Raw genomic sequence first — 25958 nt, 5'->3', positions numbered from 1 at the left:
AGGCCATGGCGGATTCCGCCGAGCCTCAGGCTCCGGCTCGCAACACGAAGCTTGCCGCACAGATTCCGACCGGCGCCAAGATCTTCCTGATTTTGAGCGCGGCTTTATTGCCGCTCGCGATCATCGCCTTTTTCGCCTCGCTCAAGACCACCCAGACCGCCGACGAGAGCGCTCGCGCTCAGCTCCGCCTCGCCTCCGCCGAAAGTGCCCGCAAGCTGGCGATCGAGCTCGTCGGCGACATGACCGCGCTTCGGGTGGCGCTGAACGCGCTCGACGCGGATCAGGGCGACGCCCCCAGCTGCGCGCGCGCACAGGGCGTGTTCGCCCAGCAGGCCGTCAGCGGCACCCGCTTCGTTATTCGCGACCGTCGCGCACGTCCCTTATGTGGCGCGGATTTTCCGTCCGATCTGACGCCCGTCGCCGCTGGCACCGATCCGGTTGCTATCCGCATCGTGCCCGAGCGTGGCCTCCTGCTGGCGATCACGGGGGCAAGCGGCACCACAGCGACTGCCTTCTTCCCTACGCGCTTCCTCGCCGAAACCGGCCGGCCCAGCGATTTCGCGCCGCCTTATGAAGCGCTGCTCGTGAAAGGAAGCGAATCGCTGCCGGTGACTCTGCTTCCCCCGCGCGGTGCGCTGGAAAGGCGGGAAACGATGCGGACCCCGCTCGGCATCGGCGGCCTGTCGCTCGAAACCAGCGTGCGTAGCGCACCGATTACCTCGCCTCTGCTCATCGCGATGCTGTTGCCGATCCTGATGTGGGCGGCGGCGGCCGGCATCGGCTGGTTCGTGGTCGACCGGCTGCTGATCCGTCCGCTGCGCAGGCTGCGCACCAGCGTGGCCGCTTATGTGCCTGGCGAGGAAATCGACCCCGACGAGGTCCGTGCCCTGCCCGCCCAGGAGATTCGCGAGCTGGGCGACACCTTCCGCATGATCAGCCGCACCGTCGCCGCGCATGAGGCCGGCCTCGCGGAGGGTCTGGTGCGCCAGACCAGGCTGACGCGAGAGGTGCATCACCGCGTGAAGAACAATCTCCAGGTCATCTCCAGCCTGATCAATTTCCACGCACGCGGCGCGCGGAGCAAGGAAGCCACCGCCGCCTATTCCTCGATCCAGCGCCGGGTCGACGCGCTCGCGGTGGTCCATCGTCACCATTTCGCCGAACTGGAAGAGCATCGTGGGCTCTCCCTGCGATCGGTGATCGGCGAACTCGCGTCGAATATCCGGGCGACCGCGCCCGAAGGCTCTTCGCAGCTTGGCATCGCGATCGATATCGATCCGTTCCTGGTCAATCAGGACGTGGCCATCGCCGTCGCGTTCCTGATCACCGAAATCGTCGAACTGGCGATGACCTTCAATCCGATCGCGCAGATCCGGATCTCCGTGAAGCCGGACGAAAATGCTGACCGGGCGCTGCTGCGCGTCAATTCACCGGCGCTGGTGGACGGGGACGAGCTGCGCCGGGTGGTGGAGGAACGCTATGGCCGGGTGATGGAGGGCCTGTCCCGTCAGCTGCGCTCGCGCCTCCATCACGATCCGCTGGTCGGCGCCTATGAAATCGCCATCGCCATCACCGGGCGCGACTGATTCAAGCGATTCAAAAGAATCAAAAAAAATCTCGAATCCCTGGAACCGCTTCGCGAGAGTCACGTTCTTAGCTTCGGATAGTGAATTTATGCCCCCCCGCTCTCGCTATCCAAGACATGGGCCCGAAAGCGTCAACCCTCCCCCCCGGTGGCGCTTTCGGGCCCAAATTCTTTTCAGCTTCAATCACATCACCCCGTTTCTTTCACGGAACGAACGCGTTCGCCGATCATTGAAACCTCGGCACAAAGCCAATCTCAGGAGATATTCGATGCGCAAGCTTGTTGGACTGGCCCTCGTCGCCGGAGCGCTGATGGTCAGCGCATGCAACACCGTCGAAGGCGTCGGCAAGGACGTGTCCTCGGCCGGCAGCACCGTCGCAAAGACGGCTGACGACGCCAAATAAGGGTCGCCCCTCTAGGCAGCCTGGGCCTTCTCCCGAACGGGAGGAGGCCTTTTCTTTATCTGCGCCAGGTCGCCGTCAACAGGACGGGCCGGTTTCAGACTTTCTCGATTTCGGTGCTCTCGGCCTCGGCAGGCTGTTTCGCGCGCTTCCGCTCGGTGAACCAGATGCCGATCAGCGCCAGCTCGTAGAGCAGGCATAGCGGGATCGCGAGCAGCAGCTGCGATCCGATATCGGGCGGCGTCAGCACCGCGGCGACCGCGAACGAGCCAACGATCGCGTAGCGCCGCGCACTCACCAGCTGCTTGCGCGTCACGATGCCGGCGCGTTCGAGCAGCATCAGCACCACCGGCAGCAGGAACGAGACGCCGAAGGCGAACAGGAACTGCATCACGAAAGACAGGTAATTGGCGACCGAAGGCAGCGCCTCCTGCTTGATGCCGCCCCCCAGGTCGCCCTGATAGGAAAGCAGGAAGTGCAGCGCCATCGGGACGGCGATATAATAGGCCATCGCCGCGCCGCAGATGAACAATACCGGCGTTGCCAGGAGGAAGGGCAGCAGCGCCTTTTTCTCCTGGCGGTACAGGCCCGGCGCCACGAACTGCCAGAGCTGGTTGGCGATGACCGGGAAGGACAGCATCATCGCCGCGAAGAAGGCGACCTTCACCTGGACGAAAAAGGCCTCGAAGATCTGGGTATAGATGACCTTGCTTTGTCCGGCGGCCGCCAGCGGATGGACAAGGAAGGCGAAAATCTGCTCGGCGAAATAGAAAGCGACGAAGAAGCTCACCACGATCGCCGCGACGCAGTAGAGCAACCGCCGCCGCAGCTCGATCAGATGATCGAGCAAGGGAGCGCGGCTGGCGTCGAGATCGTCCATGGGCGCGTTCACGATTCAACCTTGGCGGCGGGCTTGCGCACCCGCTTGGCAGGCGCCGCATCAGGGTCAGCCTCAGCCTTTGGTTTTGCGGCGGACTTGCGGACCGGCTTCGCCTCGGGCGCGGGCAATGCTTCCAATTCCGGGTCCGGCGCGGCGGAGATCAGGGGCTGCTCGACCAGCACCGGCTCGGCATCCTCATGATCGATCGTGGCCATCGGGAGCATCTGCTGGGGCGTGGGCGGATGCTCGCGCATGATCCGCGCATTCTCCTCCGCCCATTTCTTCTCCATTTCCTGCAACTCGGCCTCGCGCATCATCGAATCGAAGCCGGAGCGGAACTGCCGCGCGACGCCGCGCGCGCGCGACACCCAATAGCCGACGAAACGCATCGCCTTGGGCAGGTCCTTGGGACCGATGACGAGCAGCGCCACGATCCCGACAAGCATCAATTCGGTGGGCGCGATATCGAACATGCGGAAACTCTATGAAATGCCGTGGCCCCGAAGGCGCGCCAGGGCCATTTTCGGTGCGACGATGAAGGTCATGGAAGCGCGCACGCGCCGGTCCGCCTCAAGCGGGCTCGACGCGACGCACGCCTGCAACGCTCAGCGCTCCTCGCGCAGTTTCTCGCCCTCGACCTCGATCACGGGCTCGCCGACCTTGCGGTCGATCCGGCTCGGCTCGCGAGGCGTCTCTTCCTCTTCGGCCATGCCCTTCTTGAACTGCTTGATGCCCTTGGCGACGTCACCCATCATGTTCGAGAAACGACCGCCCCCGAGCACGAGGATCGCGATTACACCGAACACCAGCCAGTGCATCAGGCTGAAACTACCCATCACAAATCTCCTAGGACGCAGGCCTATCTAGTCCTCATCGTCCGCCTTTTCTACCTCGCTGTTCTCATCTTCATGCTCGCCGGCATGTTCCAGCGCGAGATCGACCGGATCGAGCAGCCCCGCCGCCTTGAGATCGTCGATTCCCGGCAGGTCACGCCTGCTGGCAAGGCCGAAATGGCCGAGGAATTCGGGCGTCGTCGCGTAGAGGAGCGGCCTTCCGGGCACCTCACGGCGCCCGGCGGGGCGAATCCAGCCCGCTTCCATCAGCACGTCGAGCGTGCCCTTGGAGATCTGCACGCCGCGAATCGCCTCGATCTCGGCGCGAGTCGCCGGCTCGTGATAGGCGATGATCGCCAGCGTCTCGATGCCCGCCCGGCTGAGCTTGCGCGGCTCCTCCCGGTCGCGGCGGAGCAGGTGCGCCATGTCGCCCGCGGTCTGGAAATGCCATCGGTCGCCGCGCCGGACCAGTTCGATACCGCGCCCGGCGAAATCGGCCTGGATCTCCTCCAGCACGCTACGGACATTGTCGGCATTGCCGAGATGCGCGCGGATCGCGTCCACCGTCATCGGTTCGGTCGCGGCGAACAGCACGGCTTCCACCGCCCGCGTCAGATCGTCGGCGCGCTTCATGCCCCGGCCTCCACCGACGGCGCCTTCAGGTAGAGCGGAGCAAAGGGCGATTTCTGGCGAAGCTCGACCCTGCCCTGCCGCGCCAGCTCGAGCGCGGCGACGAAGCTGGAGGCGAGTGCCGACTTGCGGAAAATGCCCGAAGCTGACTCAGGCAGGAAGGTCTCGATCATGGCCCAGTCTATCCGTTCGCCGACAAGACGCGATACCCTCTCCAGCGCGGCGTCGAGCGTCATCACGGGCCGGTTGGCGACGATATGCATCACCGGCCGGGTACGCGCGCTGATCCGGCCATAAGCGGAGATCAGGTCGTAGATCTCGGCCTGCCACAATGCCTTGCGCACCGTACGCAGCCCTTCGGGCGCGCCGCGCAGGAAGACGTCGCGGTCGAGCCGGTCGCGCGCCATCAGCCGGGCGCCGGCCTCACGCATCGCATTGAGCCGTTCGAGGCGAAGCTGGAGGCGAAGCGCCAGTTCTTCTGGACTCGGCTGTTCCTCCGGATCGCGCGGCAGTAGCAGCGCCGATTTGAGATAGGCGAGCCACGCGGCCATCACGAGATAATCGGCCGCCACCTCCAGCTTGATCGCCTTGGCTTCCTCGATGAAACGCAGATACTGGTCGACCAGCGCCAGGATCGAGATCTCGCGCAGATCGACCTTCTGGTTGCGCGCGAGTGCCAGCAGCAGGTCGAGCGGGCCTTCCCAGCCATCGATATCAAGGGTCAGCGTCTCGGCTTCAGCGTCCATTGCATCACGCTAACAGGTCCTCCCCCGCAGGGGGAGAGGGAGGCACTAGGTGTGCGCCAGCAGCGCGTCCCGCCTGGCGATCAGCGCCGCGATCTCGCCTTGCGGCGCCTTGCCGGCAATCGTCGCCATCGCCCGGTCGAGCCGCTCGAGCGACCGCGCGGGCATTTCGCCAAGCCGCGCGGCGATATCCTCCATCTCGTCCATCCGGCCCCAGCAATCGAGCACCAGGTCGCATCCGGCGGCGATCGCTCCGGCCGCCTTGTCGCCCGCGCTGCCGCTGAGCGCCTTCATGTCGATATCGTCGGTCATCAGCAGGCCGTCGAAGCCGATCCGCCCGCGGATCACTTGCTCGATCACGACCGGAGAGAGCGTTGCCGGCCGTTCCGCATCCCAGGCCTCGAACACGATGTGCGAGGTCATTCCCATCGGCGCGCCGGCCAGCGCCCTGAACGGCGCCAGGTCGATCTCGAGCTCGGCGTCCGAGGCCGTGACGGTCGGCAGGTGATAATGAGTGTCGACCTTCGCCCGGCCGTGCCCCGGCATATGCTTGACCACGCCGACCACCCCGCCCTCGCGCAACCCCTCGATGATCGCGCGGCCCATCGCCGCGACGCGCATCGGCTCGGAGCCAAGCGCGCGGGTCGAGATCGCCTCGGTGGTGTCCGGCTGCGACACGTCGAGCAACGGCAGGCAATCGACCGTGACGCCCACCTCGGCCAGCATCAGCGCGATCGCCTGGGCATTGGCCCGCGCCGCCTCGATCGCCGAGATCGGCGCGGTCTCGTACAGCGCGTCGAAGGCCGGGCCGGCCGGGAAAGCGGGCCATTCGGGCGGCCCCATCCGCGCGACGCGACCGCCCTCCTGATCGATCAGGATCGGCAGGTCGTTGCGTCCCGACAGGGCCCGCAGATCGTCGGTCAGCGCGCGGACCTGCGCCCGATCAGCGATGTTCCGCTTGAACAGGATATAGCCGGCCGGATCGGCGTCGCCGAAAAAGGCGCGTTCCTGGGGCGTGAGAGTCGGGCCGGACAGGCCGTAGATGACGGGCTTCATAAAAGCGGACTAACAGGAAGCCCCTCCGTCAAAAAGCCCCGTCCTCAGGAAGCGGTCCGAGGGCAAGCGGGATATGGGACACCATAATGTCCCATATCTCCCGCTTACCGAACAATGAGCTTCTGTGGTGTGACGCACGCCGCCTGTCTGGAGACGGGTCAGTCGTTCGCCACGAAACAGTCTTCCCCCGCGACCTTCAGACGACCGCACAGCTCGGTCGCCGCGCCCGCGCTGCCCGCATTGACGCGGAGGCGGAAAACGGTGCGCCCGTTCACCTCGGCCTTTTGCACCGACTTGCCGAGCGGGGCGAGGTAGGTGAAGCGCTTCGACGCCCGGGCCCAGGCCGTGTTGGCCGACGCCTCGTCGGGGAAGGAGCCGAGCTGCACCAGCGAACCGCGCGACATGGGTCCGGCGGTGGGCGCGGACGACCGCGTCGTCGCGGCCAGCTTGCCGCCCGATGCCGGGACGGCCACGACAGCCGTCTTCGAGCCGCCTGAAGCGGGCGCGACGGGGGCGACCTTCGTACCGACAACAGGCGTCTCCGGCGTCGCGCCGAGATCGATCGCGGCATTGCCGCTACCTTCGCCGTCACTCGTCGCGACGGCTACCTCGCCTTCGCCCTCGACCTTGAGGCCGCCGGGATCGTCGGGCCTGACCTTGTAATCGCCTTCCTGCGCGACGATCAGCGCGCCGTTCCCGTCGGCGCCCCGATGCCGCTGGTACCAATAATAACCGAAGATCGCCGCCGCGATGACCGCGAGGCCAAGGACGATCATCAGGATCACGCGAAGGACCGAAGGACCCTGATCGTAATCCTCTTCCACGGTTTGAAGCCAGGGCAGCCGATCCTCGTCGCGGACCTCATAGTCTCTCGACGTCGTCATCAGTTCATCTCCTGGACCGCCTGCACCCCCATGATGCCGAGGCCATTGCGGATGATCTGCCCGATTGCTTCCGCCAGGAAAAGACGCGCGCAGGTAACCGCTGCATTGTCCGCGATCAGGAAGCGGCGGTCAGGCCGATCGTTGCCGACATTCCACAGCGCATGGAATTCAGCGGCCAGATCGTAGAGATAAAAGGCGATCCTGTGTGGCTCGCGCGCCGCCGCCGCCGTTTCCACGACTCGCGGGAACTGCGCGGCGCGCTTCACCAGCGCGAGATCCTCCGTTTCCAGTCGGGACAGATCGACCGCCCCGCAAACGATACCCGCCTCGGCGGCCCGGCGATGCAGCGACGCAACCCGGGCATGCGCATATTGGACATAGAAGACCGGATTGTCCTTCGACGCCTCGACCACCTTGGCGAAATCAAAGTCCATCTGCGCGTCCGACTTGCGGGTCAGCATGGTGAACCGCACCACGTCCTTGCCGACTTCGCGCACGACATCGGCCAGGGTGACGAAGTTGCCCGAACGCTTCGACATCTTCACTGGCTCGCCGGCGCGCAGCAGGCGCACCATCTGCACCAGCTTCACGTCGAAGCGCGTCTTGCCGCCGGTCAGCGCCTGCACCGCCGCGACGATCCGCTTCACCGTGCCGGCATGGTCGGCGCCCCAGATGTCGATCAGCGCGTCGGCGGTCTGCGCCTTCTGGTAATGATAGGCCAGGTCAGCGCCGAAATAAGTCCATTGCCCGTTCGACTTCCTGATCGGCCGGTCCTGGTCGTCGCCGAACTGAGTCGAGCGGAACAGCGGCAGCACCACCGGCTCCCAATCCTCGGGCGTCTCGCCCTTGGGCGCTTCGAGCATGCCGTCATAGACCAGGCCGCGCGCACGCAAATCCGCCTCGGCCGCCTCGGGCTTGCCCGCTGCCTGAAGTTCCGCCTCGGAGGAGAAGAGGTTGTGGTGAATGCCGAGCAAGGCGAGATCGGCCTTGATCAGTTCCATCATCGCCGCAACCGCCCGCTTGCGGAACAGCACCAGCCACTCGCTCTCCGGCGCGTCGACATATTCGTCGCCGAATTCGGCGGCCAGCGCCTGACCCACCGGTACGAGATAATCGCCCGGATACAGGCCTTCGGGAATTTCGCCGATATCGGCGCCCAGCGCCTCGCGATACCGCAGGTGTACCGAGCGGGCGAGCGTATCGACCTGGCCGCCGGCATCGTTGACATAATATTCGCGGATCACGGTGGCGCCGGCGAATTCGAGCAGGCTGGCCAGCGCATCGCCCACCACCGCGCCGCGGCAATGGCCCATATGCATCGGCCCGGTCGGGTTGGCCGAGACATATTCGATGTTCACCGTGGTGCCCGCGCCCTTGGTCGAGCGGCCATAATCGCCGCCCTCGTCACGGATCGTCGACAGTTCCGACCGCCACGTGTCGTCGGTCAGCGCGAGGTTGATGAAACCGGGGCCGGCGACCGAGACGGCCTGGACCTCGTCGAGCTTGCCCAGTTCGGCCGCGATCTTCTCCGCCAGCACGCGCGGATTGGTCCCCGCGGGTTTGGCCAGCACCATCGCCGCGTTGGTCGCGAGATCGCCATGGCTCGGGTCGCGCGGCGGCTCGACGGTGACGTTGGCGCGATCCAGCCCGGCGGGCAGATCGCCCGCCGCGACAAGGGCATCAAGCGCCGCATCGAGATGCGCGGCGAAACGGGTGTAAAGGGTCATTGCTGGTCCGGTCAAAAGAGCGAGCGCGGGCCTTAGCGGATGGCGCGCCCACACTCAAATCGCGCGACCAACCCAGTCCTGTTCGCAGGCAAGCCCTCGGATCCATGGCCGCAGCGGTGCACCTCCATTTCTTGCAACTGGCCGCGCAATCTTTGCGGTTGGGATTTTGCTGCACTGCAATATCATGAGCCCACAAGACGAGCGGTGAGGATGCTGATCTGGCTTTCGAGCAACGAAAGGAAAGATCCATGACTATCCTCCCCAAGAGTCTCCTCGCCGCCGCCGCGATGCTGGCAACCCTCTCCGCGCCCGCTCTCGCCAGCGACGCGGCACCCCAGCGCAAGTTCACCCGCGACGGCCAGACCTATGTCTACACCATGGCGATCAAGGCCAACCGCGTGGTCATCAGCGGCCGCCGCTATCCCTCCGGCAGCGCGTTCGATTTCGTCGTGCGCGGCGACCAGGTCAGCGGTGTGTCGGGCGGCGAGCCCGTCTCGTTCACCGTCAAGGACGCCCAGGCCAAGCTGACCCCGGTCGTGCTCGCCTCGCGCTAAGACGTTCTCGGGCTGGGTTGATCCCCACCGTTCGGGCTGAGCCTGTCGAAGCCCTGCTCTTCTCTTCCTCCGAAGAAAGAACAGCCCTTCGACAAGCTCAGGGCGAACGGAGAGAGATGATTCAAGCCAACAAACTCTTGCGCTAAAACCCTTCGGGCAGATCGATCGGACCGACCACTTCGCGATAGCGGGTGATGGCATATCGGTCGGTCATCCCGGCAATGAAATCGGCAATGTGGCGGCTGCGCGCGGGTTCTTCCGCGGGTAGCCGCCCATGCCAGTCGGGGGGCATGCGGCTCGGGTCGGCGTGATAGGCGTCGAACAGCCCCGCCACCAGTTCCCCGGCGATCCGCGCTGCCTCGAGCTGGCGCGGATGATGATAGAGATTGGCGTACATGAAGCGCTTGAGCGACCGCTCGGCCTCACGCATCTCGTCCGAAAAGCCTGCGAGGCAGGTCTCTGCGGCCCGTACATCCTCGGCCGTCTCGATTCCCACATCGGTCACGCGGCGCCGGGTCTCCGCGATCAGATCGTTGACCATCGTGCCGATCTGCGAGCGCACCAGCTCGCCGACCAGCCGGTCGGGCGCGATGTCGGGAAAGCGCTTGCGGGTCGCGTCCCAGCCCGCCGCCACGACCGGCACCGCCAGGATCTGATCCAGCGTCAGCAGCCCGGCACGCAATCCGTCGTCGATATCGTGATTGTCATAGGCGATGTCGTCGGCGATCGCCGCGACCTGCGCCTCGAGCGAAGGCCAGCGCGTCAGGTCGAGCGGAAACGCCGCATCGGCCTCCGCCAGCGCCCATTGCGGTCGGGCGATCGGGCCATTGTGCTTGGCCAGCCCCTCAAGCGTCTCCCAGGTCAGGTTCAGGCCGTTCCAGCGCGGATAGGGGCTGTCGATCACCATCAGCGCCCGCAGCGTGTTGCCATTATGGTCGAACCCGCCCAGCCCGGTCAGCGCCTCTTTCAGCGCATCCTCCCCGGCATGGCCAAAGGGCGGATGGCCGATGTCGTGCGCCAGGCACAAGGCCTCGGTCAGGTCCTCATTCAGGCCAAGCGTGCGCGCCACGGTTCGCCCGATCTGCGCAACCTCCAGGCTATGAGTCAGGCGAACGCGAAAATGGTCGCCATCCGGTGCCATGAACACCTGGGTCTTGTGGCGCAGCCGGCGAAAGCTGATCGAATGGATGATGCGGTCGCGGTCGCGCTGGAACGCGTCGCGCGGCCCACGCACGGTTTCGCGCTGCTCGTCGTTCAGGCGGCCGCGGCTCTTCGCCGGGTCCGCGGCCCAGGGCGCGTGACGCGGGGCGGCGCTCACTTCGCCGCCAGCTTCGTGACCTTCTGGCCAGCGTCGCTGGTGAAGGTGAAGGCCGACAGCCCCTCCCTGGCCAGCGCATTGACGAAGGCGCGGGCCTCGTCATTGGTCTTGAACGGCCCCGCCAGCACGCGGTTGGTGGCGCGCAGCGGCGTGGTCCAGCCGGTCTTGCCCTTGAACGCCACAGGCGCCCTGGCGCGGACCTTCTCCCATTCCTTGGGCAGGGTCGCTTCATTCGCCCCGCCCGCGACCTGAACCCAGATACGCGAGGGTTCCAGGATTTTGGGATCGTTCTTCTTTTTCAGCTCGGCGGCCTTTTTTGCGTCCGCGAGCTTCCTGGCCTCGGCCAGCTTCTTCGTTTCAGCCGCTTTCTTGTCGGCAAGCGCCTGCTTATCGGCCGCCGCCTTTTTTTCCGCGAGCTCGCGCGCCGCTGCACCCGTGTCGGCCGGTGGTTGCGCCGCCCGGACCGGCGCTGGCGCGGGAGTCGGATCGGCCCGGACGGTGTCGACCGGGGCGCCGGCCACCAGTTCCGATCCGGGCACGGCGATATTCGCGATAATGCTGGCGAGGATCGAATCCTCGCTCCGTACCGGGGTCGGTGCCGCCGCGACGCCGCGCACCGGCGGGGTCGTCACGGCAGGCGTGGGCACCGCGGTGGACGACGCAACCGATACCGGTGCACCGACGAGCGGCCGGGGAGAGTTTTCCGGGGCCCCGGTGCTGGTTTCCATCGCGGACGGCAGCGGCGACCTCGTCACGATTGCCGGACGATCCGGCAACGTCGACGAGGCACGCGCTGTTGATCCGGATGCCGAGGGCGGCGGCGATACCGGCCGAGCGGCCGGCGACGGGGTCGAAACAGCAGCCACGCGCGTATCGGCTTCCGCCTGTACTGTACGCCGTTCCGGCGCGGGCGGCGGCGTCGGGGCGACGGTCGCGGGCCGCGATCCGGTCGCCGGGGCCAGCGTCATGTTTCGCCGACCGACCTCCGATGTCCGCGTCGGTACGCCGGGGAGCGGCTGTACCATGCCCGGCTGGCTGTAGGGTGGCTGATAGGCCGGTTCAGTGCTTGCGACATAGGCCGGCGGTTGCGGCAACGGCGGCGCCTGCGGCTGGACCTGCGGCGGCGGCACCGTTGCCGCCGGCACGATATCCAGCTTGCCGCGCTTCCTGCGGCGGCTGCGACGATCGTCCTGCTGGGGTTTGGACTGGACCTGCGCCGCCGCCAAGACTGCGGGCGCGACGGCACCGGGCTCGGGCGGCAGCGGTGCGAGCGTCGGGACCATCCGGCTGTCCGCGATCCGCTCGGGCGTCGCGCGCAGCTCGCCGAAATGCACCGCAAAGGCCCGATCGGTCGCGCCGAGGCCCGGAAGCCGCTCGAAAAAGGGCTGCAGCCCCTCGGCGAGTCCCGGGGGCATCATGTTGGTGGCGATACGCGCCGCGCCCTGCTCGTCGCCATTCATCGCCAGGATAAAGGCGCGCGCGCGCCATGCGCCGCGATCGCTTCGGCGGAGCAAAGGATCGAGCTGCTGCAGCGCCAGATCGCGCTTGCCCGATATACCCAGCGACAGGGCATAGCGGCGGATCGTCTCATCGGCGGCGCCATCCTTCAGGGCCAGGCGATAGTCGCGCTGGGCGCGTTCCTGCTGGCCGACCAGATCATAGGCCAGGCCACGATCAGCGGCATAATAGCGCGGATCGAGCCCCAGTGCCTCGGCCTCGCCGAACCGGCGCAGTGCCTCGCCGGGCCGTTCGGCCTGGACCAGCAGGCTGCCCGTGCCGGCCTTGATTCGGGCATTACGCGGATCGAGCCGCTCGGCGCGCGCGAAAAACGTCGCCGCCGCCGTCTGGTCACCCAGCTTCAGCGCGAGTTCGCCGGCGCGTACCAACGCGTTGATGTCGAGCGGGTTGGCCGCGAGCAGGCGCATTTCCGCCGCCAGCTCGTCGCCCATCGGATTGAGCGGCTGCACCGTCTGCACCTGTGCCACCGCCGACATCGCCGAAAGGGGCACGGCAAGCGTGAAGGCATATCCGAAGAGGCGGGAGACGCGCATGAGAAGGCAGCCTAGAGCCGAGCCCGGCTGAACGGGCAATGTCCCGTCGGGGCACCGCGCGCCAGAGCGACGCGCACCGGCGACAAACCGGGCGCGCACGCTGGCGTCATCTCATTGATTGTTCTGGCGATGCAGGAAGCGTGGAATGTCGAGCCCATCCTTGTCGGTCGGCTCCTCGTCGCGCGCGGCACCGCGCGAGACGCTCGACATGCGCTCGAACAGGGTACCGCCCAGCTTCACGCGCGGCGCGGCGGGGGCGGGCTCCGCTTCGGCCGGAGCTTCCTCCGCGGCGGGGGCACCGGGCGACAGCCAGCGGCGGCGCGCCGGGAAATCGGGATTGGGTGCGGCTTCAGGCGCCGCCGCGACCTCTTCCTCGTCGCCGAACACCGGGATGTCGGAAACCCGTGTCTCGCTGCCGAGTACGAGTTCATCGCTGTCGCCGGCGGCCTCGGGCGCCTCAAGGACGATGTCCGCTGGTCGCTCGGCATCGAACGCCACGGGCTCGGGGGCCTCTATCACGGGTGCTGGCGCTTCCTCGGCCTTTTTCGGCGCGGAGAAGGTGAAGGCGCGCGACACCGGGGCCGCCGCGGCGGTCGGACGCGAGTCAGCTTCGATGCCGGTAGCAACGACCGAAACGCGGATCTTGCCCTCGAGCTCGGGGTTGAACGCCGAACCCCAGATGATGTTCGCGTCCTCGTCGACCAGTTCGCGAATGTGGTTCGCCGCCTCGTCGACTTCGAGCAGGCGCATGTCGTCGCCGCCGGTGATCGAGACGATCACGCCCTTGGCGCCCTTCATGCTCACACCGTCGAGCAGCGGATTGGCGATCGCCTTGGACGCCGCCTCGATCGCGCGATTGTCGCCCGACGCCTCACCGGTGCCCATCATCGCCTTGCCCATCTCCTGCATCACCGAGCGGACGTCGGCGAAATCGAGGTTGATGAGGCCCGGCATGACCATCAGATCCGTGATGCCGCGCACGCCCTGCTGCAGCACTTCGTCCGCCATCTGGAACGCCTCCTTGAAGGTGGTGTTCGCATTGGCGACCAGGAACAGATTCTGGTTCGGGATGACGATCAGCGTATCGACATATTTCTGCAGCTCTTCGATGCCTGCCTCTGCGCTCGCGGCGCGGCGCTTGCCCTCGAAGGCGAACGGCTTGGTCACGACACCGACGGTCAGGATGCCCATGTCGCGTGCTGCCTTGGCGATGACCGGCGCGGCGCCCGTGCCGGTGCCGCCGCCCATGCCGGCGGCGATGAAGCACATGTGCGCGCCCTCAAGCATCTTGCTGACCTGCTCGATCGTCTCCTCCGCCGCGGCGCGGCCGATCTCGGGACGCGAACCGGCACCCAGGCCCTGCGTGATCTTCGCGCCGAGCTGAATCTTGTGCGACGCGCTCGACTGCTTGAGCGCCTGCGAATCGGTGTTGGCGACAAGAAAATCGACGCCTTGGACTTCAGCGCGCATCATGTTCGCAATCGCGTTGCCTCCGGCACCGCCGACCCCGATCACCGCGATGCGCGGCGTCAGTTCGTCGACTTCAGGGGGAAGGAATTCGATGCTCATCGCCTGGTCTCCGCAACACCCCAAACATCGGGGCGCTTAAATGATGATACCGTTCGTTCTGCACCATCCCTTGCGGTGACTCCAGCACGAACAGCTAAATCTTGTCGTATTTCTTTAATAATTCGCCTTGGCGGTTGCGATCAGCCTCTTGAAGATCGCAAGTCCCTTGGGCCGGTGCACCAATTGGTTAGTCGGTGACAAGGACCGCAAATCGACCGGATCCGCCGCGGCATAGAAAGCGAGGCCCGCCAGGGTCGCGAATGCCGGTCCGCCATGCGCTTCCGGCAAGGCGGTCAGCCCGCGCGGCCGGCCGATGCGGACCGAACGGCCCAGGGCCTGCTGCGCATAATCGGCGATCCCCTTCAGCTCGGCGCCGCCGCCGGTCAACACGACCTGGCGCCCGACCGGACCTTCGAACTTCAGGTCGACCAGCGCCTTTTGCACTTCGCTCATCAGATGATCGAGGCGCTGGCGGATCACCGAGATCAGCTGCGCGCGCGTGATGCGGGCGCCCTCGCCCGCGCCGTCTTCGGCGGAGATCGGCGCGACCTCGATCATGTCGTGATTGTCGCGCGGTGACGCATTGGCCGACCCGTAGAAGCACTTCATCCGCTCGGCCTGGGCCCGGCGCGTGCCGAATGCCGAGGCGATGTCGTCGGTGATGTCCGCCGCCCCGATCGGGATCGAGGTCAGGCCGACCAGCATGCCGCCCGCGAACAGCGAGACATTGGTGATGCCGGCGCCCATTTCGACCATCGCGACGCCCAGCTCGCGCTCTTCCTCCGACAGGCAGGCCATGCCGGTCGCGACCGGCGACGCGATGATCGCCTTCACTTCGAGATGCGCATTGGCGACGCACAGGCCGAGATTGCGCACCGGTGATCCGTCGGCGGCGACGACATGGATATGCACGCCAAGCCGGTCGGCATGCAGGCCGAGCGGGCGTTTCACCCCCGTCAGGCCATCGAGCGTGTACAATGCCGGCTGCGCATGCAGCACCATGCGGCCGGCCGGATCGATCGATTCACGCCCCGCCTGGAGCAGCGCGTCGATATCCGACTGTTCGACGCGGTGGCCGCCCAGTTCGAACTCGATCGAGGCGACATCGGACACCAGCCCGCCGGCCGAGAAGCTCACCCAGACATTCTCGATATTGGTACCGGCGATCCGCTCGGCCTGCTCGACCGCCTCGCGCACGGCGACTTCGGTCGCCGCCGCATCGGCGATATAGCCGCGCTTGACCCCCCTGCTCTCGCGCTGGCCGGTGCCGAGCACGATCAGTTCGCCGCCATCGCCCTTCTGCGCGATCAGCGCCGAAACCTTGGACGATCCGATATCGAGCGCAGTGATCAGTCCTTCAGGTGCTGTCTTCGCCATACGCCTTATCCCTGTACCAATTTGAACGCGCTATGCTTAGCTTCGATAAGTGCCGGTCCCTGCGGCCTATTTTCGCTGTCCGGGTCGGAAATCGCACGCTCGACCACCTGACCGGGCTTGCGTGCGACAAACTTCTTCGGATCGCGCATGTCGAAACGGAGATAGCCCTTGCCCAATAATGGCGTCACTCCGTCGATTTGGGCGAATTTCACCAGAGCCCTGGCGGCGTCGGCATCACCTTCGGGCAGCGCCAGCGTCTCGCCGGATTCGAACAACAGGTTCCAGCGCCGGTTGCCGACCCAGGTCGCCGCCTTGACCAGCGGGCGGAGCGCGGGCGCGGCCTCGAGCAGCTTCTGATAATTCGCTTCCTGCTGGTTCGCGCCGGGGCCGATCACCAGCGGCAGATCGGGCATGGCGTCAGCCTTTACCGGCTCCAGCCACACCCCGTTCTCCGCGATCAGCGACAACCGCCCGCGATCCTGCCACACGGCGGTCGGTGTGCGTTCGACGATATGAACGAGCAGTGTGTCGGGCAGCCGGCGCGAGACATGGGCATCGGCGATCCAGCCAAAGGACAGCAGCTTCTGGCGAACGTCCTCGAGATCGACCAGCGGCATCGCGCGGGATTTCTGATCGAGCGCAACGGCATAGACCGTCATCCGATCCATTCGCTTGAGACCCGTGACCTCGACCTGCTCGACACGAAAGCCGGCACGACCGACACCCTCGGCAATGGCCACGCCGATCGCGCCCGGTACGCCGAACCAGGTCGCCGCCGCGATCGCGACCGCACCGACCGCGCCGACGATCGACCAGGTGGCAATCCGGCCCAGGGTCTCGTGGCTGATCGGCAGCGCCTCGATCATCCGGTCGATGATCGACTGTTTGGGCTGCTGGCGGCGTTTCGACTGGATCTGCCGGCGGGGCGGCGATCCGCGCTTGATCGTTCGGCTCACGTCTTTTTCTCCGGACCCAGGGCCTCCTCGACGATCTTCTGGACCAGCTCGGCATAGCTGAGACCGATATAGCGCCCCTGCTCGGGCACGAGACTCAGCGCGGTCATGCCGGGCTGGGTATTGACCTCGAGCAGGAACAGGCCGTCCACGCCCTGGCTGTCGTCCCAGCGGAAATCGGCGCGCGACACGCCCTCGCAGCCGAGCAGCCGGTGCGCATCGAGCGCGATGCGCTTGCAGGCGTCGGCGATCTCGTCGGGGATCTCCGCCGGGCAGACATGCAACGTCAGGCCATCGGTATATTTCGCATCATAATCGTACCAGCCGCTCTTGGGCTTGAGCTCGGTCACGGCGAGCGCCTCGCCGGCCAGCACGGCGGTGGTCAGCTCGCGCCCCCGGATATAGGGCTCCGCCAGCAGCTCCTCGAACTCGCCCCAGGGCCCGCTTACGCCGCGTGCGATCGGGTTGCCGTAATTGCCTTCGTCGGTGACGATCGCCACGCCTACCGAGGAGCCTTCATTGACCGGCTTCAGCACATAGGGGCGCGGCAATGGATCGCCATCGAACAGGGTCTCGCTCTTCACGATCCGCCCGCCCGGCATCGGGATGCCGTGCGGTACCAGAGTCTGCTTGGTCAGCAGCTTGTCGATCGCGATCACTGAGGTGACGAGGCCCGAATGCGTGTATTTGAGGCCCATCAGGTCGAGCATGCCCTGCACCGACCCGTCCTCGCCGGGTGTCCCGTGCAGCGCGTTGAACACGACATCCGGCGCCGCCTCGGCCAGCCTGGCCGCGACGTCACGGCCCATGTCGATCCGGGTGACCCGATGGCCGAGGCTTTCCAACGCATCAGCGACCCCGGCACCCGACATCAGCGACACTTCGCGCTCGGCCGACCAGCCGCCCATCAGGACTGCGACGTGCAAGCTCACTTCTTTACGCCCACGCGCTGAATCTCCCATTCGAGCTCGACCCCGGACGTCGCCCTCACCTTCTCGCGCACTTCCTCGCCCAGCGCCTCGATCTCCGCGCTGGTCGCGCGGCCGAGGTTGAGCAGGAAGTTGCAATGCTTCTCGCTGACCTGCGCGTCGCCGCGGGTCAGCCCGCGACAGCCCGCCTGGTCGATCAGCGCCCAGGCCTTGTGGCCGTCGGGATTCTTGAAGGTCGATCCGCCCGTGCGTGACCGCAGCGGCTGCGACGCCTCGCGCTCGGCCGCGATCCGGTCCATCTCGGCGCCGATCACCGCCGGATCGCCTGGCGTACCTCCGAACACTGCCTCGACCACCACGGCACCCGGCGGTAGATCGGAATGGCGATAGACATAACCGAACTTCGCCGCCGGCCAGATCTCGACATCGCCCGAGCGTGTCACGACGGTCGCCTCGATCAGGATATCCGACGTGTCGCGGCCATAAGCGCCCGCATTCATCTTGACCGCGCCGCCGACCGTGCCGGGAATGCCGCGCAGGAACTCCAGCCCGGCGATGCCAGCGTCCCGTGCGGCGCTCGCGACGGAAATCCCCATCGCCGCGCCACCGGCGCGCACCCGGTTGCCCGGTTCAATGACTGTCTTCGCCATCGCCTTGGGCAGGCGCACCACGACCCCGGGCACGCCGCCATCGCGCACGATCAGGTTCGATCCGACCCCCACCGGCAGCACCGGCGTCTCGGGATCGAGCCCGGCCAGGAACACCGACAGGTCGTGCACGTCCTTCGGCCGCACCAGCCATTCGGCCGGCCCGCCGGTGCGGAACCAGATGAAGTCGGCCAGGCTGCCGTCATGCACGGCCGTGCCCTGCAGCGGCGGCAAGGCATGACAGACATTGCTCATCGCGCTGCCTCGATCGCATCGGCGAGGCCCGCAGCCCATTTGGTGATGTCCCCCGCCCCGAGGCATACGACCATGTCGCCCGGCCGGGCCACCCCGGCCAGCGTCGTCGCAAGCGCATCGGCATCGGCAATCGTTGCCGCCGATCGGTGGCCGCGCCGCTTGATGCCCTCGACCAAAGCTTCCGCGTCGACCCCCTCGACCGGCGCCTCGCCCGCGGCATAGACCGGCGTCACATAGACCATGTCGGCATCGTTGAACGCCTGCTGGAACTCCTCCATCAGGTCGCCGAGCCGCGAATAGCGATGCGGCTGCACCACCGCGATCACCCGGCTTTCGACGCCCTCGCGCGCCGCCGACAGCACCGCGCGAATCTCGACCGGGTGATGACCGTAATCGTCGATGATCGTCACGACGCCGCCGTCGAGCGGCACCTCGCCGACCTTGGTGAAGCGCCTTTTCACCCCGCCGAACTTGCTGAACCCCTGCTGGATCGTGGCATCGTCGATGCCGAGCTCGAGCGCCACGCCGATCGCGGCGAGCGCGTTCTGGACATTGTGGCGGCCCGGCATCGGCAGCTCGATCCCCTCGATCGAGCGGCTTGTCCCGTCACGGTTGCGCACGATGGTCTCGAAACGATTGCCGCCGGGGATGGGCGTGACGTTGACGCCGCGCACATCGGCCTGGGCGGAGAAGCCGTAGGTTACCACGCGGCGGTCGCGCAGGCGCGGGATGATGCCCTGGACCTCCGGATGATCGAGGCAGAGCAGCGCCGCGCCGTAGAAGGGCACATTCTCGACGAACTCGACGAACGCGTCCTTCACGGCGTCGAACGAGCCATAATGGTCGAGATGTTCGGGATCGATGTTGGTGACGACCGCGATCGTCCCGTCGAGCCGCAGGAAGCTGCCGTCGCTTTCATCGGCCTCGACCACCATCCAGTCGCTCGCGCCGAGCCGCGCGTTGGACCCGTAGCTGTTGATGATCCCGCCGTTGATCACGGTCGGATCGACGCCGCCCGCGTCGAGCAGCGCCGCGATCATCGACGTCGTCGTGGTCTTGCCGTGCGTGCCGGCGACCGCGACGGTGGATTTCAGCCGCATCAGCTCGGCCAGCATCTCCGCGCGCCGCACCACCGGGATGCGGCGCTCGAGCGCGGCCTCGAGTTCGGGGTTGCCGCGCTTGATCGCCGTCGAGGTGACGATCACCACCGCGTCGGCGAGATTTTCGGCCTTCTGGCCGATATGGACGGTGATGCCCTTGTCGCGCAGGCCCTGCACGACATAGCCCTCCGCCATGTCGGAGCCCTGCACCTTGTAGCCGAGATTGTGCAKCACCTCGGCGATGCCGGACATGCCGATCCCGCCGATTCCGACGAAATGGATCGTGCCGATATCGGTTGCGACACCCTTCATGCGTAAAGCGGCTTTCCATTGCTGCCCATCGGGATCGGCACGCCGATCGGCATGTCCCCGGGCGTGTCGTTCAAATTCTCGACCAGGTCGGCGAGGTCGCGCGCGGCGTCGGGACGGCCGCAGCTGCGCGCACGGCCCGCCGCGTTCTGCAGCGCCACGGGGTCCAGCCCGAGCTTCTGCATCTGCCTGGCCAGCTCGACCGGGGTGAAGCTGCGCTGGTCGATCGTGCGCGCGCCGCCGGCCTCGGTCATTTCGCGCGCATTGGCGGTCTGGTGGTCGTCCGTCGCGCTCGGCAGCGGCACGAGGATCGCGGGCCGGCCCGCCACGGTCAGCTCGGCCAGAGTCGACGCGCCGGCCCGGGCGATCACGAGATGCGCCCAGGCAAGCTGTTCGGGCAGGTCGGGCAGATAGGTCGCAAGGTCGGCCGCGATCGACAGTTCGGCATATTTCGCCCGGGCCGCATCGATATCCTCGATCCGCGCCTGATGCGTCACCTGCAACCGCCGGCGGAAGCTCACTGGCAACAGCGATAGCCCCTCCGGCACGACCCGGCTCAAGATGTTGGCGCCCTGGCTGCCGCCGGTCACCAGCACACGGAAGATGCCGTCCTCTTCAAGCAGCGGATAGGGCCTGGAACGCAGCGCCAGCACCGAATCGCGCACCGGATTGCCGACCAGGTGAGTCTTGCCGCGATATTTCGGCGCGAGCCGCGCGACATCGGGATAGGAGGTCGCGATGGCGCTGACCTTGCCGGCGACCAGCCGGTTGACGCGCCCCAGCACCGCATTCTGCTCATGCACCGCGGTCGGGATCTTCTGGTGGAACGCGGCGAGCAGCGCCGGCAGCGCGGGATAGCCGCCGAACCCGATCACCGCCGCGGGGCGGAAGGTGCGGTACAGCTCGATCGCCATCGCGCGGCCCTTGAGCATCGCCGACGCCGCGCGCGCCCAGCCGAGCGGCCCGCCGGCGAGACGCCCGGCCGGCAGCACATGAGTCTGCACGTCCTCGAACAGCCCGGGAAAACGGACGCCGCGATCGTCGCTGATCAGCGCGACATGATGGCCGCGCTTCATCAGTTCGGCCGCGAGCGCCGCTGCCGGGACCATATGGCCGCCGGTGCCGCCTGCGGCGAGGACGAAATGCCGTGCCTGAGTCATTCCCCGCTCCATCGTGCGATATAAGGCGACCGCGATACGAAGGGATTGCGCCGGGTGAAAGCCAGTAACATGCCCATGCCGATCGACAGCGCGATCATCGACGATCCGCCATAGCTGATAAAGGGCAAGGTCATGCCCTTGGACGGGGCGAGCCCGGTGTTCACCGCCATCGAAATCAGCGCCTGAGTGCCGAACTGAGTCGCGAGGCCGGCGGCGGCGAACAGCCGGAACTCGTCCTGTTCGTCGAGCAGCTTCACGAACACCCTGACGACGATCGCGAGGAACAGCAGCGCGATGATCATGCAGGCGATCAGCCCGAATTCCTCGCCGATCACCGAGAAGATATAGTCGGTATGCCCTTCGGGCAGGCGGAATTTCATCGATCCGCCGCCCGGCCCGGTGCCGCGCCAGCCGCCCCCGGTGATCGTGTCGTGCGCCGCGTTGGTCTGGAAATGGTCGGATCCCCCCGCCCCCTCGGCGTTGGGGAAGAGATAGGCGTCGATGCGTGTCCGCGCCGTGCCGTAGAAGAGATAGGCGGCGATCACGCCGGCCGGCACGCAGCCGATCAGCGCCGCCATCACCTTGGGCGATGTCCCCGCGATCATCAGCAACGCCAGCCACACCGCGACGAACACCATGGTCTGGCCGAAATCGGGCTGAAGCATCAGCAGCGCCGCGACAAGCACGGTCATCGCCCCGGTGATGATCACCACCGGCAGCGACTCGTCCTTGGCGCGCATCGACAACAGCCAGGCGCAGGTGACGATGAAGAAGGGTTTCAGGAATTCCGACGGCTGGATCAGCGACACGCCGAAATTGAGCCAGCGCGTCGAACCATTCTTCTCCACCCCGAAGAACGGCACCGCGATCAGCAGCACGAGGCAGGCGACGGTGCCGAGCAGCGCCATGCGCCGCGCGATGGCGACCGGCAGCATCGACACGGTGAACAGGATCGGCAGCGACACGCACACCCAGGCCAGCTGCCACCAGAGATAGAAGAGCGGCGGGATATGATGCTTGTCGTCCGAATAGCGCGTCGCCGCCGCTGGCGAGGCAGCGCCTACCGCGATCAGCCCGACCGCGATCAGCAACAGCGTGAGCAGCAGGAGCACGCGGTCGATATCCCAGAACCACATGCCGAGCGCCGAACGGTCGCCGCGACCGCCTTCGCCCTTCATGCGCTTCCACAGCGTCAGCGTGCCGGAGCCGGTCCTGGTCATGGCAACGCCTCGACCAGCGCGCGGAACTGATCGCCGCGATCCTCGAAATCGCGGAACTGGTCGAACGACGCGCAGGCCGGCGACAGCAGCACCGTGTCTCCCGCCGCGGCGTTCGCCGCCGCGCTCTTCACCGCTGCCTCAAGCGTGCCGCTTTGCTCGACCGGCATCAGCGGCTTCAGGATAGCGGCGAACCGCGGTCCGGCTTCGCCGATCGTATAAGCGCGCGCGACGTGCCCGAACCAGGGAGCGCAGGCATCCAGGTCATCGGTCTTGGCCTGCCCGCCCAGAATCCAGTGGATGTGCGAGAAGGCGGCAAGCGCCGGCGCGGTGGATTCCGGGTTGGTCGCCTTGCTGTCGTTGACAAACGCCACGCCGCGATGCGCGGCGACCCGCTCCATCCGGTGCGGCAGACCCTTGAAGCTCGCCAGACCGCGTTCGATCGCTGTGTCATCGACGCCGAGCGCCGTGCACGCGTCGATCGCGGCGAGCGCGTTCTGGGCATTGTGCGGCCCTTGCAGCGACGGCCAACGCGACTGGTCCATGCAGATGCCCGGCGCGATCCTGGTCAGATGCTCGCCCCGCGCCGACAGTGACCGCGCGATCCCGGCCGAGGCGGCATCGCCGATCCCGACGATCGCAGCGTGATCGGGCGACTGCATCGCGAACAGCCGCGCCTTGGAGGCGGCATAACCCTCGAAACCGTCATAGCGATCGAGATGGTCGGGTGTGATGTTGAGCAGGATCGCGACATCGCAATCCAGGCTGGTGGTCAGGTCGATCTGATAGCTCGACAGCTCGAGTACATAGACGCCACCTTCCGACAAGGGCTCCTCGCCCAGGATCGGCTTGCCGATATTCCCGCCGAGCCGCGCAGGGACGCCCGCGGTCTCCAGGATATGGTAGATCAGCGCGGTCGTGGTGGATTTGCCGTTGGTGCCGGTGATCCCGACCACCTTGTGTGCCGGGAGGCTGGCCCGCGCCTGCGCGAACAGCTCGATATCGCCGATGATCGGGACGTTCGCCGCGCGCGCCCTGGCAGCCACCGGGTGGCGATTGATCGGCACCCCCGGCGACACGACGAGCCCGTCGAAGCCGGCAAGATCGATCTCTTCCGGGTTGGCGATGATCGCTCCGCCAACCGCTGCCTGCGCCGCCTCGTTCGAATCCCACGCCGTCACCGCGGCCCCGCTCGCCACCAGCGCGCGCACCGTCGCCGCGCCCGAGCGTGCAAGCCCCAGCACTGCGTAGCGTTTGCCGCGCCAGGTGGGGCTGGTGATCACCGAAGCTTCAAGGTCGACAGGCCTGCGAGCGCGAGCACCAGCGCGATGATCCAGAAACGGATCACGACCGTCGGTTCGCTCCAGCCGAGCTGCTCGAAATGATGATGGATCGGCGCCATCTTGAACACACGCTTGCCGGTGCGCTTGTAGAAGAACACCTGGATGATGACCGACAGCGCCTCGATCACGAACAGGCCACCGATGATGCCCAGCACGATCTCATGGTGCGCGACGACGGCGATGGCACCCAGCGCGCCGCCCAGTGCCAGGCTGCCCGTGTCGCCCATGAAGACGGCCGCCGGGGGCGCGTTGAACCACAGAAAGGCGAGCCCGCCGCCAACGATGGCGCCGCAGAAGATGGCCAGCTCGCCGGCGCCCGGCACGTGCGGGATACCGAGATAGGCCGCGAACTTCGCATTGCCCGCCAGGTAGACGATGATCATGAACGTCACCGAGGCGATGATCACCGGCATGGTGGCCAGGCCATCGAGCCCATCGGTCAGATTGACCGCGTTGCCGAACGACACGATCGTGAACGCCGCGAAGACGATGTAGAAATAGCCCAGGTCGATCGAGACGCCGGTGGTGAAGGGCAGATAGAGATGCGTCCCGTTCTCATGGACGATCAGGGCGCTCGCGATCGCCGCGATCGCGAACTCGCCGAGCAGGCGCATCCTGCCCGAAACGCCCTTGGTGCTGGCCTTGCTCACCTTGTCATAGTCGTCGAGGAAACCGATCGCGCCGAACCCCAATGTCACGAACACGCAGGCCCAGACGAACGGGTTGTCGAATCGCATCCACAGCAGGAGCGAGAGGGTGAGCGAGGTCAGGATCATCAACCCGCCCATGGTCGGCGTGCCGCGCTTGGCCAGATGGCTCTGCGGTCCATCGGTGCGGATCGGCTGCCCCTTGCCCTGCCGCACGCGCAGCCAGCCGATGAAACGGGGACCGATGATCAGGCCGATGAACAAAGCCGTCGCGACCGCGCCGCCCGACCGAAAGCTCTGATAGCGGAAGAGATTGAGAAGGCCCGGAAAACCGAGATAATTGGCGATCAAATAGAGCATTATGCTGTCCCGTTCGCCAAACCGGCGACCACGCTCGCCAACCCGACTCCGTTCGAACCCTTGATGAGAACCGCGTCGCCCGGCGCCAGCAATGCCGACAGGCTCGTCCGCGCGGCGGCGGCATCGGCCACATGAACGAAATCGACCTTGCCCTCAAGCGCGTTCGCCAGTGCCGCCATCGCTTCACCGACCAGAATGACCCGTTCGACGCCTGCCGCGATGATCGGTTCGGCCAGCCCCGCGTGATAGGCGTCGCTCTTCTCGCCGAGCTCGCGCATCTCGCCCAGTACCGCGATCCTGCGTATCGCCTTCTCGGCGCCGAGCACCGCCAGGGTCGCGCGCATCGAGCTTGGATTGGCGTTGTAGCTCTCGTCGATGACCAGCGCCTCGCCGCCCGCGACCGGCACCGTCAACCGGGCGCCGCGCCCGGCAAGCCCGCTCAGTTCCGCCAGGGCAAGCCCGGCCATCGCAAGATCGCCGCCGACCGCGTCGACCGCCACCAGCACCGCCAGCGCGTTCGACACCCAGTGCATGCCGGGCTGGCCGACGGTGAAGCTCAGCTCTTTCTCGCCCAGCGATGCCGTGATGAAGGTTCCGCCGCTCGCGGTGCGCATCGTCTCGATCGCGCGGACGTCCGCGCCCTGGTCGAGCCCGAAGGTCACGATCCTGGCCGCATGGGGCCTGGCATGGCCGATCAGCCGGTCGCGATGCGGGCTGTCATACGGGATGATTGCCACCCCACCCGGCTCGAGCCCGGCAAAGATCTCGCCCTTGGCGTCGGCAATGGCGGATTCGTCGGGGAAAAAGGCAGTGTGTGCGGGGGCGATGGCGGTCACCATCGCGACATGCGGGCGCACCAATGTGGTCAGATGCGCCAGTTCGCCGGCATGGTTCATGCCCATCTCGAACACACCGAACCGGCTCGCCGCCGGCATGCGCGCGAGGCTCAGCGGCACGCCGGTATGATTGTTGTAGCTCTTCACCGACCGATGCGCGGTGCCGGGCGCACCACGATCGAGCGCCGCGAACAGCGCCTCCTTGGTGCTGGTCTTGCCGACCGATCCGGTCACGCCGATGATCTTCGCGTCCGTGCGCGCCCGCGCGCCGCGCGCCAGATCTTCCAGTGCCGCCATCGTATCGGCGACCAAAACATGCGGGTGCGGTGTCGATACGCTGACAACCGCACCCGACGCTCCCCGCTCGGAGCTTTGATCGAGAAATTTGTGCCCGTCGCTCGCCTCGCCCTTCAGCGCGACGAACAGATCGCCCGGGCCGACCTCACGGGAGTCGAAGGTGACGCCGCTGGCGGCGAAGTCGGCCGATGCGGTCCCGCCGGTGGCGGCCGCGATCTCGGCGGAGGTCCAGAGGGGAGCGGTCACAGCACCACCCCTCCGCCGTTCGTTTCGAGCGCAGTTGAGAAACACTTGTTG

General features: G+C 66.7%; 24 protein-coding genes. 3 read left to right on the top strand and 21 right to left on the bottom strand.

Features of this window, described 5'->3' with window-relative positions:
* Positions 1-5: 5 nt before the first annotated feature.
* Both AC1DX5_RS19155 and AC1DX5_RS19150 read left to right on the top strand, forming a co-directional pair.
* Positions 6-1586 carry a sensor histidine kinase gene (locus tag AC1DX5_RS19155; RefSeq protein WP_478016795.1) on the top strand — a complete coding sequence of 527 codons (1581 nt, stop codon included), beginning with the start codon at positions 6-8 and terminating at the stop codon, positions 1584-1586.
* 268 nt (positions 1587-1854) lie between these two features.
* A complete protein-coding gene (locus tag AC1DX5_RS19150) occupies positions 1855-1989 on the top strand; it encodes an entericidin A/B family lipoprotein (RefSeq protein ID WP_372848382.1) in 135 nt (44 codons plus the stop codon).
* Between the two features lie 94 nt (positions 1990-2083).
* Here the strand turns inward: AC1DX5_RS19150 and tatC are convergent, their stop codons facing one another.
* The 8 genes from tatC to argS all read right to left on the bottom strand — a co-directional run bounded on the left by tatC (position 2084) and on the right by argS (position 8739).
* A complete protein-coding gene (gene tatC / locus AC1DX5_RS19145; protein ID WP_478016817.1) occupies positions 2084-2866 on the bottom strand; it encodes a twin-arginine translocase subunit TatC in 783 nt (260 codons plus the stop codon).
* 8 nt (positions 2867-2874) lie between these two features.
* Positions 2875-3339, bottom strand: coding sequence for a Sec-independent protein translocase protein TatB (gene tatB, locus AC1DX5_RS19140; protein ID WP_478016793.1), 465 nt, complete (start codon positions 3337-3339; stop codon positions 2875-2877).
* Between the two features lie 132 nt (positions 3340-3471).
* Positions 3472-3702, bottom strand: a complete 231-nt coding sequence (locus tag AC1DX5_RS19135; protein WP_372848388.1) for a twin-arginine translocase TatA/TatE family subunit — start codon at positions 3700-3702, stop codon at positions 3472-3474.
* Between the two features lie 27 nt (positions 3703-3729).
* The gene (gene scpB / locus AC1DX5_RS19130; protein ID WP_465169498.1) at positions 3730-4332 is read right to left on the bottom strand and encodes an SMC-Scp complex subunit ScpB; all 603 of its coding nucleotides are present in this window, start codon (positions 4330-4332) and stop codon (positions 3730-3732) included.
* Entirely contained in the window at positions 4329-5075 is a 747-nt protein-coding gene (locus AC1DX5_RS19125) for a segregation and condensation protein A (RefSeq protein WP_465169499.1), read from the bottom strand. Before AC1DX5_RS19125 ends, scpB begins: the two co-directional genes overlap by 4 nt.
* Positions 5076-5120: 45 nt before the next feature.
* The gene (locus AC1DX5_RS19120) at positions 5121-6128 is read right to left on the bottom strand and encodes a glycoside hydrolase family 3 N-terminal domain-containing protein (RefSeq protein WP_478016790.1); all 1008 of its coding nucleotides are present in this window, start codon (positions 6126-6128) and stop codon (positions 5121-5123) included.
* Between the two features lie 158 nt (positions 6129-6286).
* A complete protein-coding gene (locus AC1DX5_RS19115) occupies positions 6287-7012 on the bottom strand; it encodes an SPOR domain-containing protein (protein WP_465169501.1) in 726 nt (241 codons plus the stop codon).
* Positions 7012-8739 carry an arginine--tRNA ligase gene (gene argS, locus AC1DX5_RS19110; protein ID WP_478016788.1) on the bottom strand — a complete coding sequence of 576 codons (1728 nt, stop codon included), beginning with the start codon at positions 8737-8739 and terminating at the stop codon, positions 7012-7014. The genes AC1DX5_RS19115 and argS overlap by 1 nt, the downstream gene beginning before the upstream one ends.
* A gap of 248 nt (positions 8740-8987) precedes the next feature.
* Here argS and AC1DX5_RS19105 point away from each other — a divergent pair, with 248 nt between their 5' ends.
* Complete coding sequence (locus tag AC1DX5_RS19105) at positions 8988-9293, top strand: hypothetical protein (protein ID WP_478016786.1); 306 nt, start codon at positions 8988-8990, stop codon at positions 9291-9293.
* Positions 9294-9435: 142 nt separating this feature from the next.
* On the opposite strand, the gene AC1DX5_RS19100 is transcribed toward AC1DX5_RS19105, so the two are convergent.
* The 13 genes from AC1DX5_RS19100 to AC1DX5_RS19040 form a co-directional block, all read right to left on the bottom strand.
* A complete protein-coding gene (locus AC1DX5_RS19100; protein WP_465169504.1) occupies positions 9436-10611 on the bottom strand; it encodes a deoxyguanosinetriphosphate triphosphohydrolase in 1176 nt (391 codons plus the stop codon).
* On the bottom strand, positions 10608-12662 hold the full coding sequence (locus AC1DX5_RS19095; protein WP_478016784.1) for an SPOR domain-containing protein: 2055 nt from the start codon (positions 12660-12662) through the stop codon (positions 10608-10610). Before AC1DX5_RS19095 ends, AC1DX5_RS19100 begins: the two co-directional genes overlap by 4 nt.
* A 111-nt stretch (positions 12663-12773) precedes the next feature.
* Entirely contained in the window at positions 12774-14231 is a 1458-nt protein-coding gene (gene ftsZ, locus AC1DX5_RS19090; protein WP_478016781.1) for a cell division protein FtsZ, read from the bottom strand.
* 114 nt (positions 14232-14345) lie between these two features.
* Positions 14346-15608, bottom strand: coding sequence for a cell division protein FtsA (gene ftsA, locus AC1DX5_RS19085; protein WP_465169507.1), 1263 nt, complete (start codon positions 15606-15608; stop codon positions 14346-14348).
* 5 nt (positions 15609-15613) lie between these two features.
* Positions 15614-16564 carry a cell division protein FtsQ/DivIB gene (locus tag AC1DX5_RS19080; RefSeq protein WP_465169508.1) on the bottom strand — a complete coding sequence of 317 codons (951 nt, stop codon included), beginning with the start codon at positions 16562-16564 and terminating at the stop codon, positions 15614-15616.
* A complete protein-coding gene (locus AC1DX5_RS19075) occupies positions 16561-17469 on the bottom strand; it encodes a D-alanine--D-alanine ligase (protein WP_465173956.1) in 909 nt (302 codons plus the stop codon). Before AC1DX5_RS19075 ends, AC1DX5_RS19080 begins: the two co-directional genes overlap by 4 nt.
* Before the next feature lie 20 nt (positions 17470-17489).
* On the bottom strand, positions 17490-18392 hold the full coding sequence (murB, locus tag AC1DX5_RS19070; protein WP_465169509.1) for a UDP-N-acetylmuramate dehydrogenase: 903 nt from the start codon (positions 18390-18392) through the stop codon (positions 17490-17492).
* Positions 18389-19804, bottom strand: a complete 1416-nt coding sequence (gene murC, locus AC1DX5_RS19065; RefSeq protein ID WP_478016779.1) for a UDP-N-acetylmuramate--L-alanine ligase — start codon at positions 19802-19804, stop codon at positions 18389-18391. The genes murB and murC overlap by 4 nt, the downstream gene beginning before the upstream one ends.
* Positions 19801-20961 (bottom strand): undecaprenyldiphospho-muramoylpentapeptide beta-N-acetylglucosaminyltransferase, encoded by a 1161-nt coding sequence (murG, locus tag AC1DX5_RS19060; RefSeq protein WP_478016776.1) that lies wholly within the window; start codon positions 20959-20961, stop codon positions 19801-19803. Before murG ends, murC begins: the two co-directional genes overlap by 4 nt.
* Positions 20958-22181, bottom strand: a complete 1224-nt coding sequence (locus AC1DX5_RS19055; RefSeq protein ID WP_478016774.1) for an FtsW/RodA/SpoVE family cell cycle protein — start codon at positions 22179-22181, stop codon at positions 20958-20960. The genes murG and AC1DX5_RS19055 overlap by 4 nt, the downstream gene beginning before the upstream one ends.
* A complete protein-coding gene (gene murD, locus AC1DX5_RS19050; RefSeq protein WP_478016771.1) occupies positions 22178-23461 on the bottom strand; it encodes a UDP-N-acetylmuramoyl-L-alanine--D-glutamate ligase in 1284 nt (427 codons plus the stop codon). Before murD ends, AC1DX5_RS19055 begins: the two co-directional genes overlap by 4 nt.
* Positions 23458-24528: a phospho-N-acetylmuramoyl-pentapeptide-transferase gene (mraY, locus tag AC1DX5_RS19045; protein WP_478016768.1), complete on the bottom strand. Its 1071-nt coding sequence runs from the start codon at positions 24526-24528 to the stop codon at positions 23458-23460. The genes murD and mraY overlap by 4 nt, the downstream gene beginning before the upstream one ends.
* Positions 24528-25907 carry a UDP-N-acetylmuramoyl-tripeptide--D-alanyl-D-alanine ligase gene (locus AC1DX5_RS19040; RefSeq protein ID WP_478016764.1) on the bottom strand — a complete coding sequence of 460 codons (1380 nt, stop codon included), beginning with the start codon at positions 25905-25907 and terminating at the stop codon, positions 24528-24530. The genes mraY and AC1DX5_RS19040 overlap by 1 nt, the downstream gene beginning before the upstream one ends.
* Positions 25908-25958: the final 51 nt, after the last annotated feature.

This window comes from Sphingomonas sp. P2_B6 (genome assembly GCF_056404755.1).
This window is presented reverse-complemented; position numbering and strand designations above follow the sequence as displayed.

What these genes read in the sequence shown, in the direction of transcription:
- ftsA (WP_465169507.1), bottom strand. Translation starts at nt 15,608, where the DNA reads ATGGCGAAGACAGCACCTGAAGGACTGATCACTGCGCTCGATATCGGA.
- tatC (WP_478016817.1), bottom strand. Translation starts at nt 2,866, where the DNA reads ATGGACGATCTCGACGCCAGCCGCGCTCCCTTGCTCGATCATCTGATC.
- AC1DX5_RS19155 (WP_478016795.1), top strand. Translation starts at nt 6, where the DNA reads ATGGCGGATTCCGCCGAGCCTCAGGCTCCGGCTCGCAACACGAAGCTT.
- ftsZ (WP_478016781.1), bottom strand. Translation starts at nt 14,231, where the DNA reads ATGAGCATCGAATTCCTTCCCCCTGAAGTCGACGAACTGACGCCGCGC.
- tatB (WP_478016793.1), bottom strand. Translation starts at nt 3,339, where the DNA reads ATGTTCGATATCGCGCCCACCGAATTGATGCTTGTCGGGATCGTGGCG.
- AC1DX5_RS19135 (WP_372848388.1), bottom strand. Translation starts at nt 3,702, where the DNA reads ATGGGTAGTTTCAGCCTGATGCACTGGCTGGTGTTCGGTGTAATCGCG.
- AC1DX5_RS19075 (WP_465173956.1), bottom strand. Translation starts at nt 17,469, where the DNA reads ATGGGCGGCTGGTCGGCCGAGCGCGAAGTGTCGCTGATGTCGGGTGCC.
- murB (WP_465169509.1), bottom strand. Translation starts at nt 18,392, where the DNA reads ATGAGCAATGTCTGTCATGCCTTGCCGCCGCTGCAGGGCACGGCCGTG.
- scpB (WP_465169498.1), bottom strand. Translation starts at nt 4,332, where the DNA reads ATGAAGCGCGCCGACGATCTGACGCGGGCGGTGGAAGCCGTGCTGTTC.
- argS (WP_478016788.1), bottom strand. Translation starts at nt 8,739, where the DNA reads ATGACCCTTTACACCCGTTTCGCCGCGCATCTCGATGCGGCGCTTGAT.
- murG (WP_478016776.1), bottom strand. Translation starts at nt 20,961, where the DNA reads ATGACTCAGGCACGGCATTTCGTCCTCGCCGCAGGCGGCACCGGCGGC.
- AC1DX5_RS19055 (WP_478016774.1), bottom strand. Translation starts at nt 22,181, where the DNA reads ATGACCAGGACCGGCTCCGGCACGCTGACGCTGTGGAAGCGCATGAAG.
- AC1DX5_RS19120 (WP_478016790.1), bottom strand. Translation starts at nt 6,128, where the DNA reads ATGAAGCCCGTCATCTACGGCCTGTCCGGCCCGACTCTCACGCCCCAG.
- AC1DX5_RS19150 (WP_372848382.1), top strand. Translation starts at nt 1,855, where the DNA reads ATGCGCAAGCTTGTTGGACTGGCCCTCGTCGCCGGAGCGCTGATGGTC.
- mraY (WP_478016768.1), bottom strand. Translation starts at nt 24,528, where the DNA reads ATGCTCTATTTGATCGCCAATTATCTCGGTTTTCCGGGCCTTCTCAAT.
- AC1DX5_RS19125 (WP_465169499.1), bottom strand. Translation starts at nt 5,075, where the DNA reads ATGGACGCTGAAGCCGAGACGCTGACCCTTGATATCGATGGCTGGGAA.
- AC1DX5_RS19105 (WP_478016786.1), top strand. Translation starts at nt 8,988, where the DNA reads ATGACTATCCTCCCCAAGAGTCTCCTCGCCGCCGCCGCGATGCTGGCA.
- AC1DX5_RS19095 (WP_478016784.1), bottom strand. Translation starts at nt 12,662, where the DNA reads ATGCGCGTCTCCCGCCTCTTCGGATATGCCTTCACGCTTGCCGTGCCC.
- AC1DX5_RS19115 (WP_465169501.1), bottom strand. Translation starts at nt 7,012, where the DNA reads ATGACGACGTCGAGAGACTATGAGGTCCGCGACGAGGATCGGCTGCCC.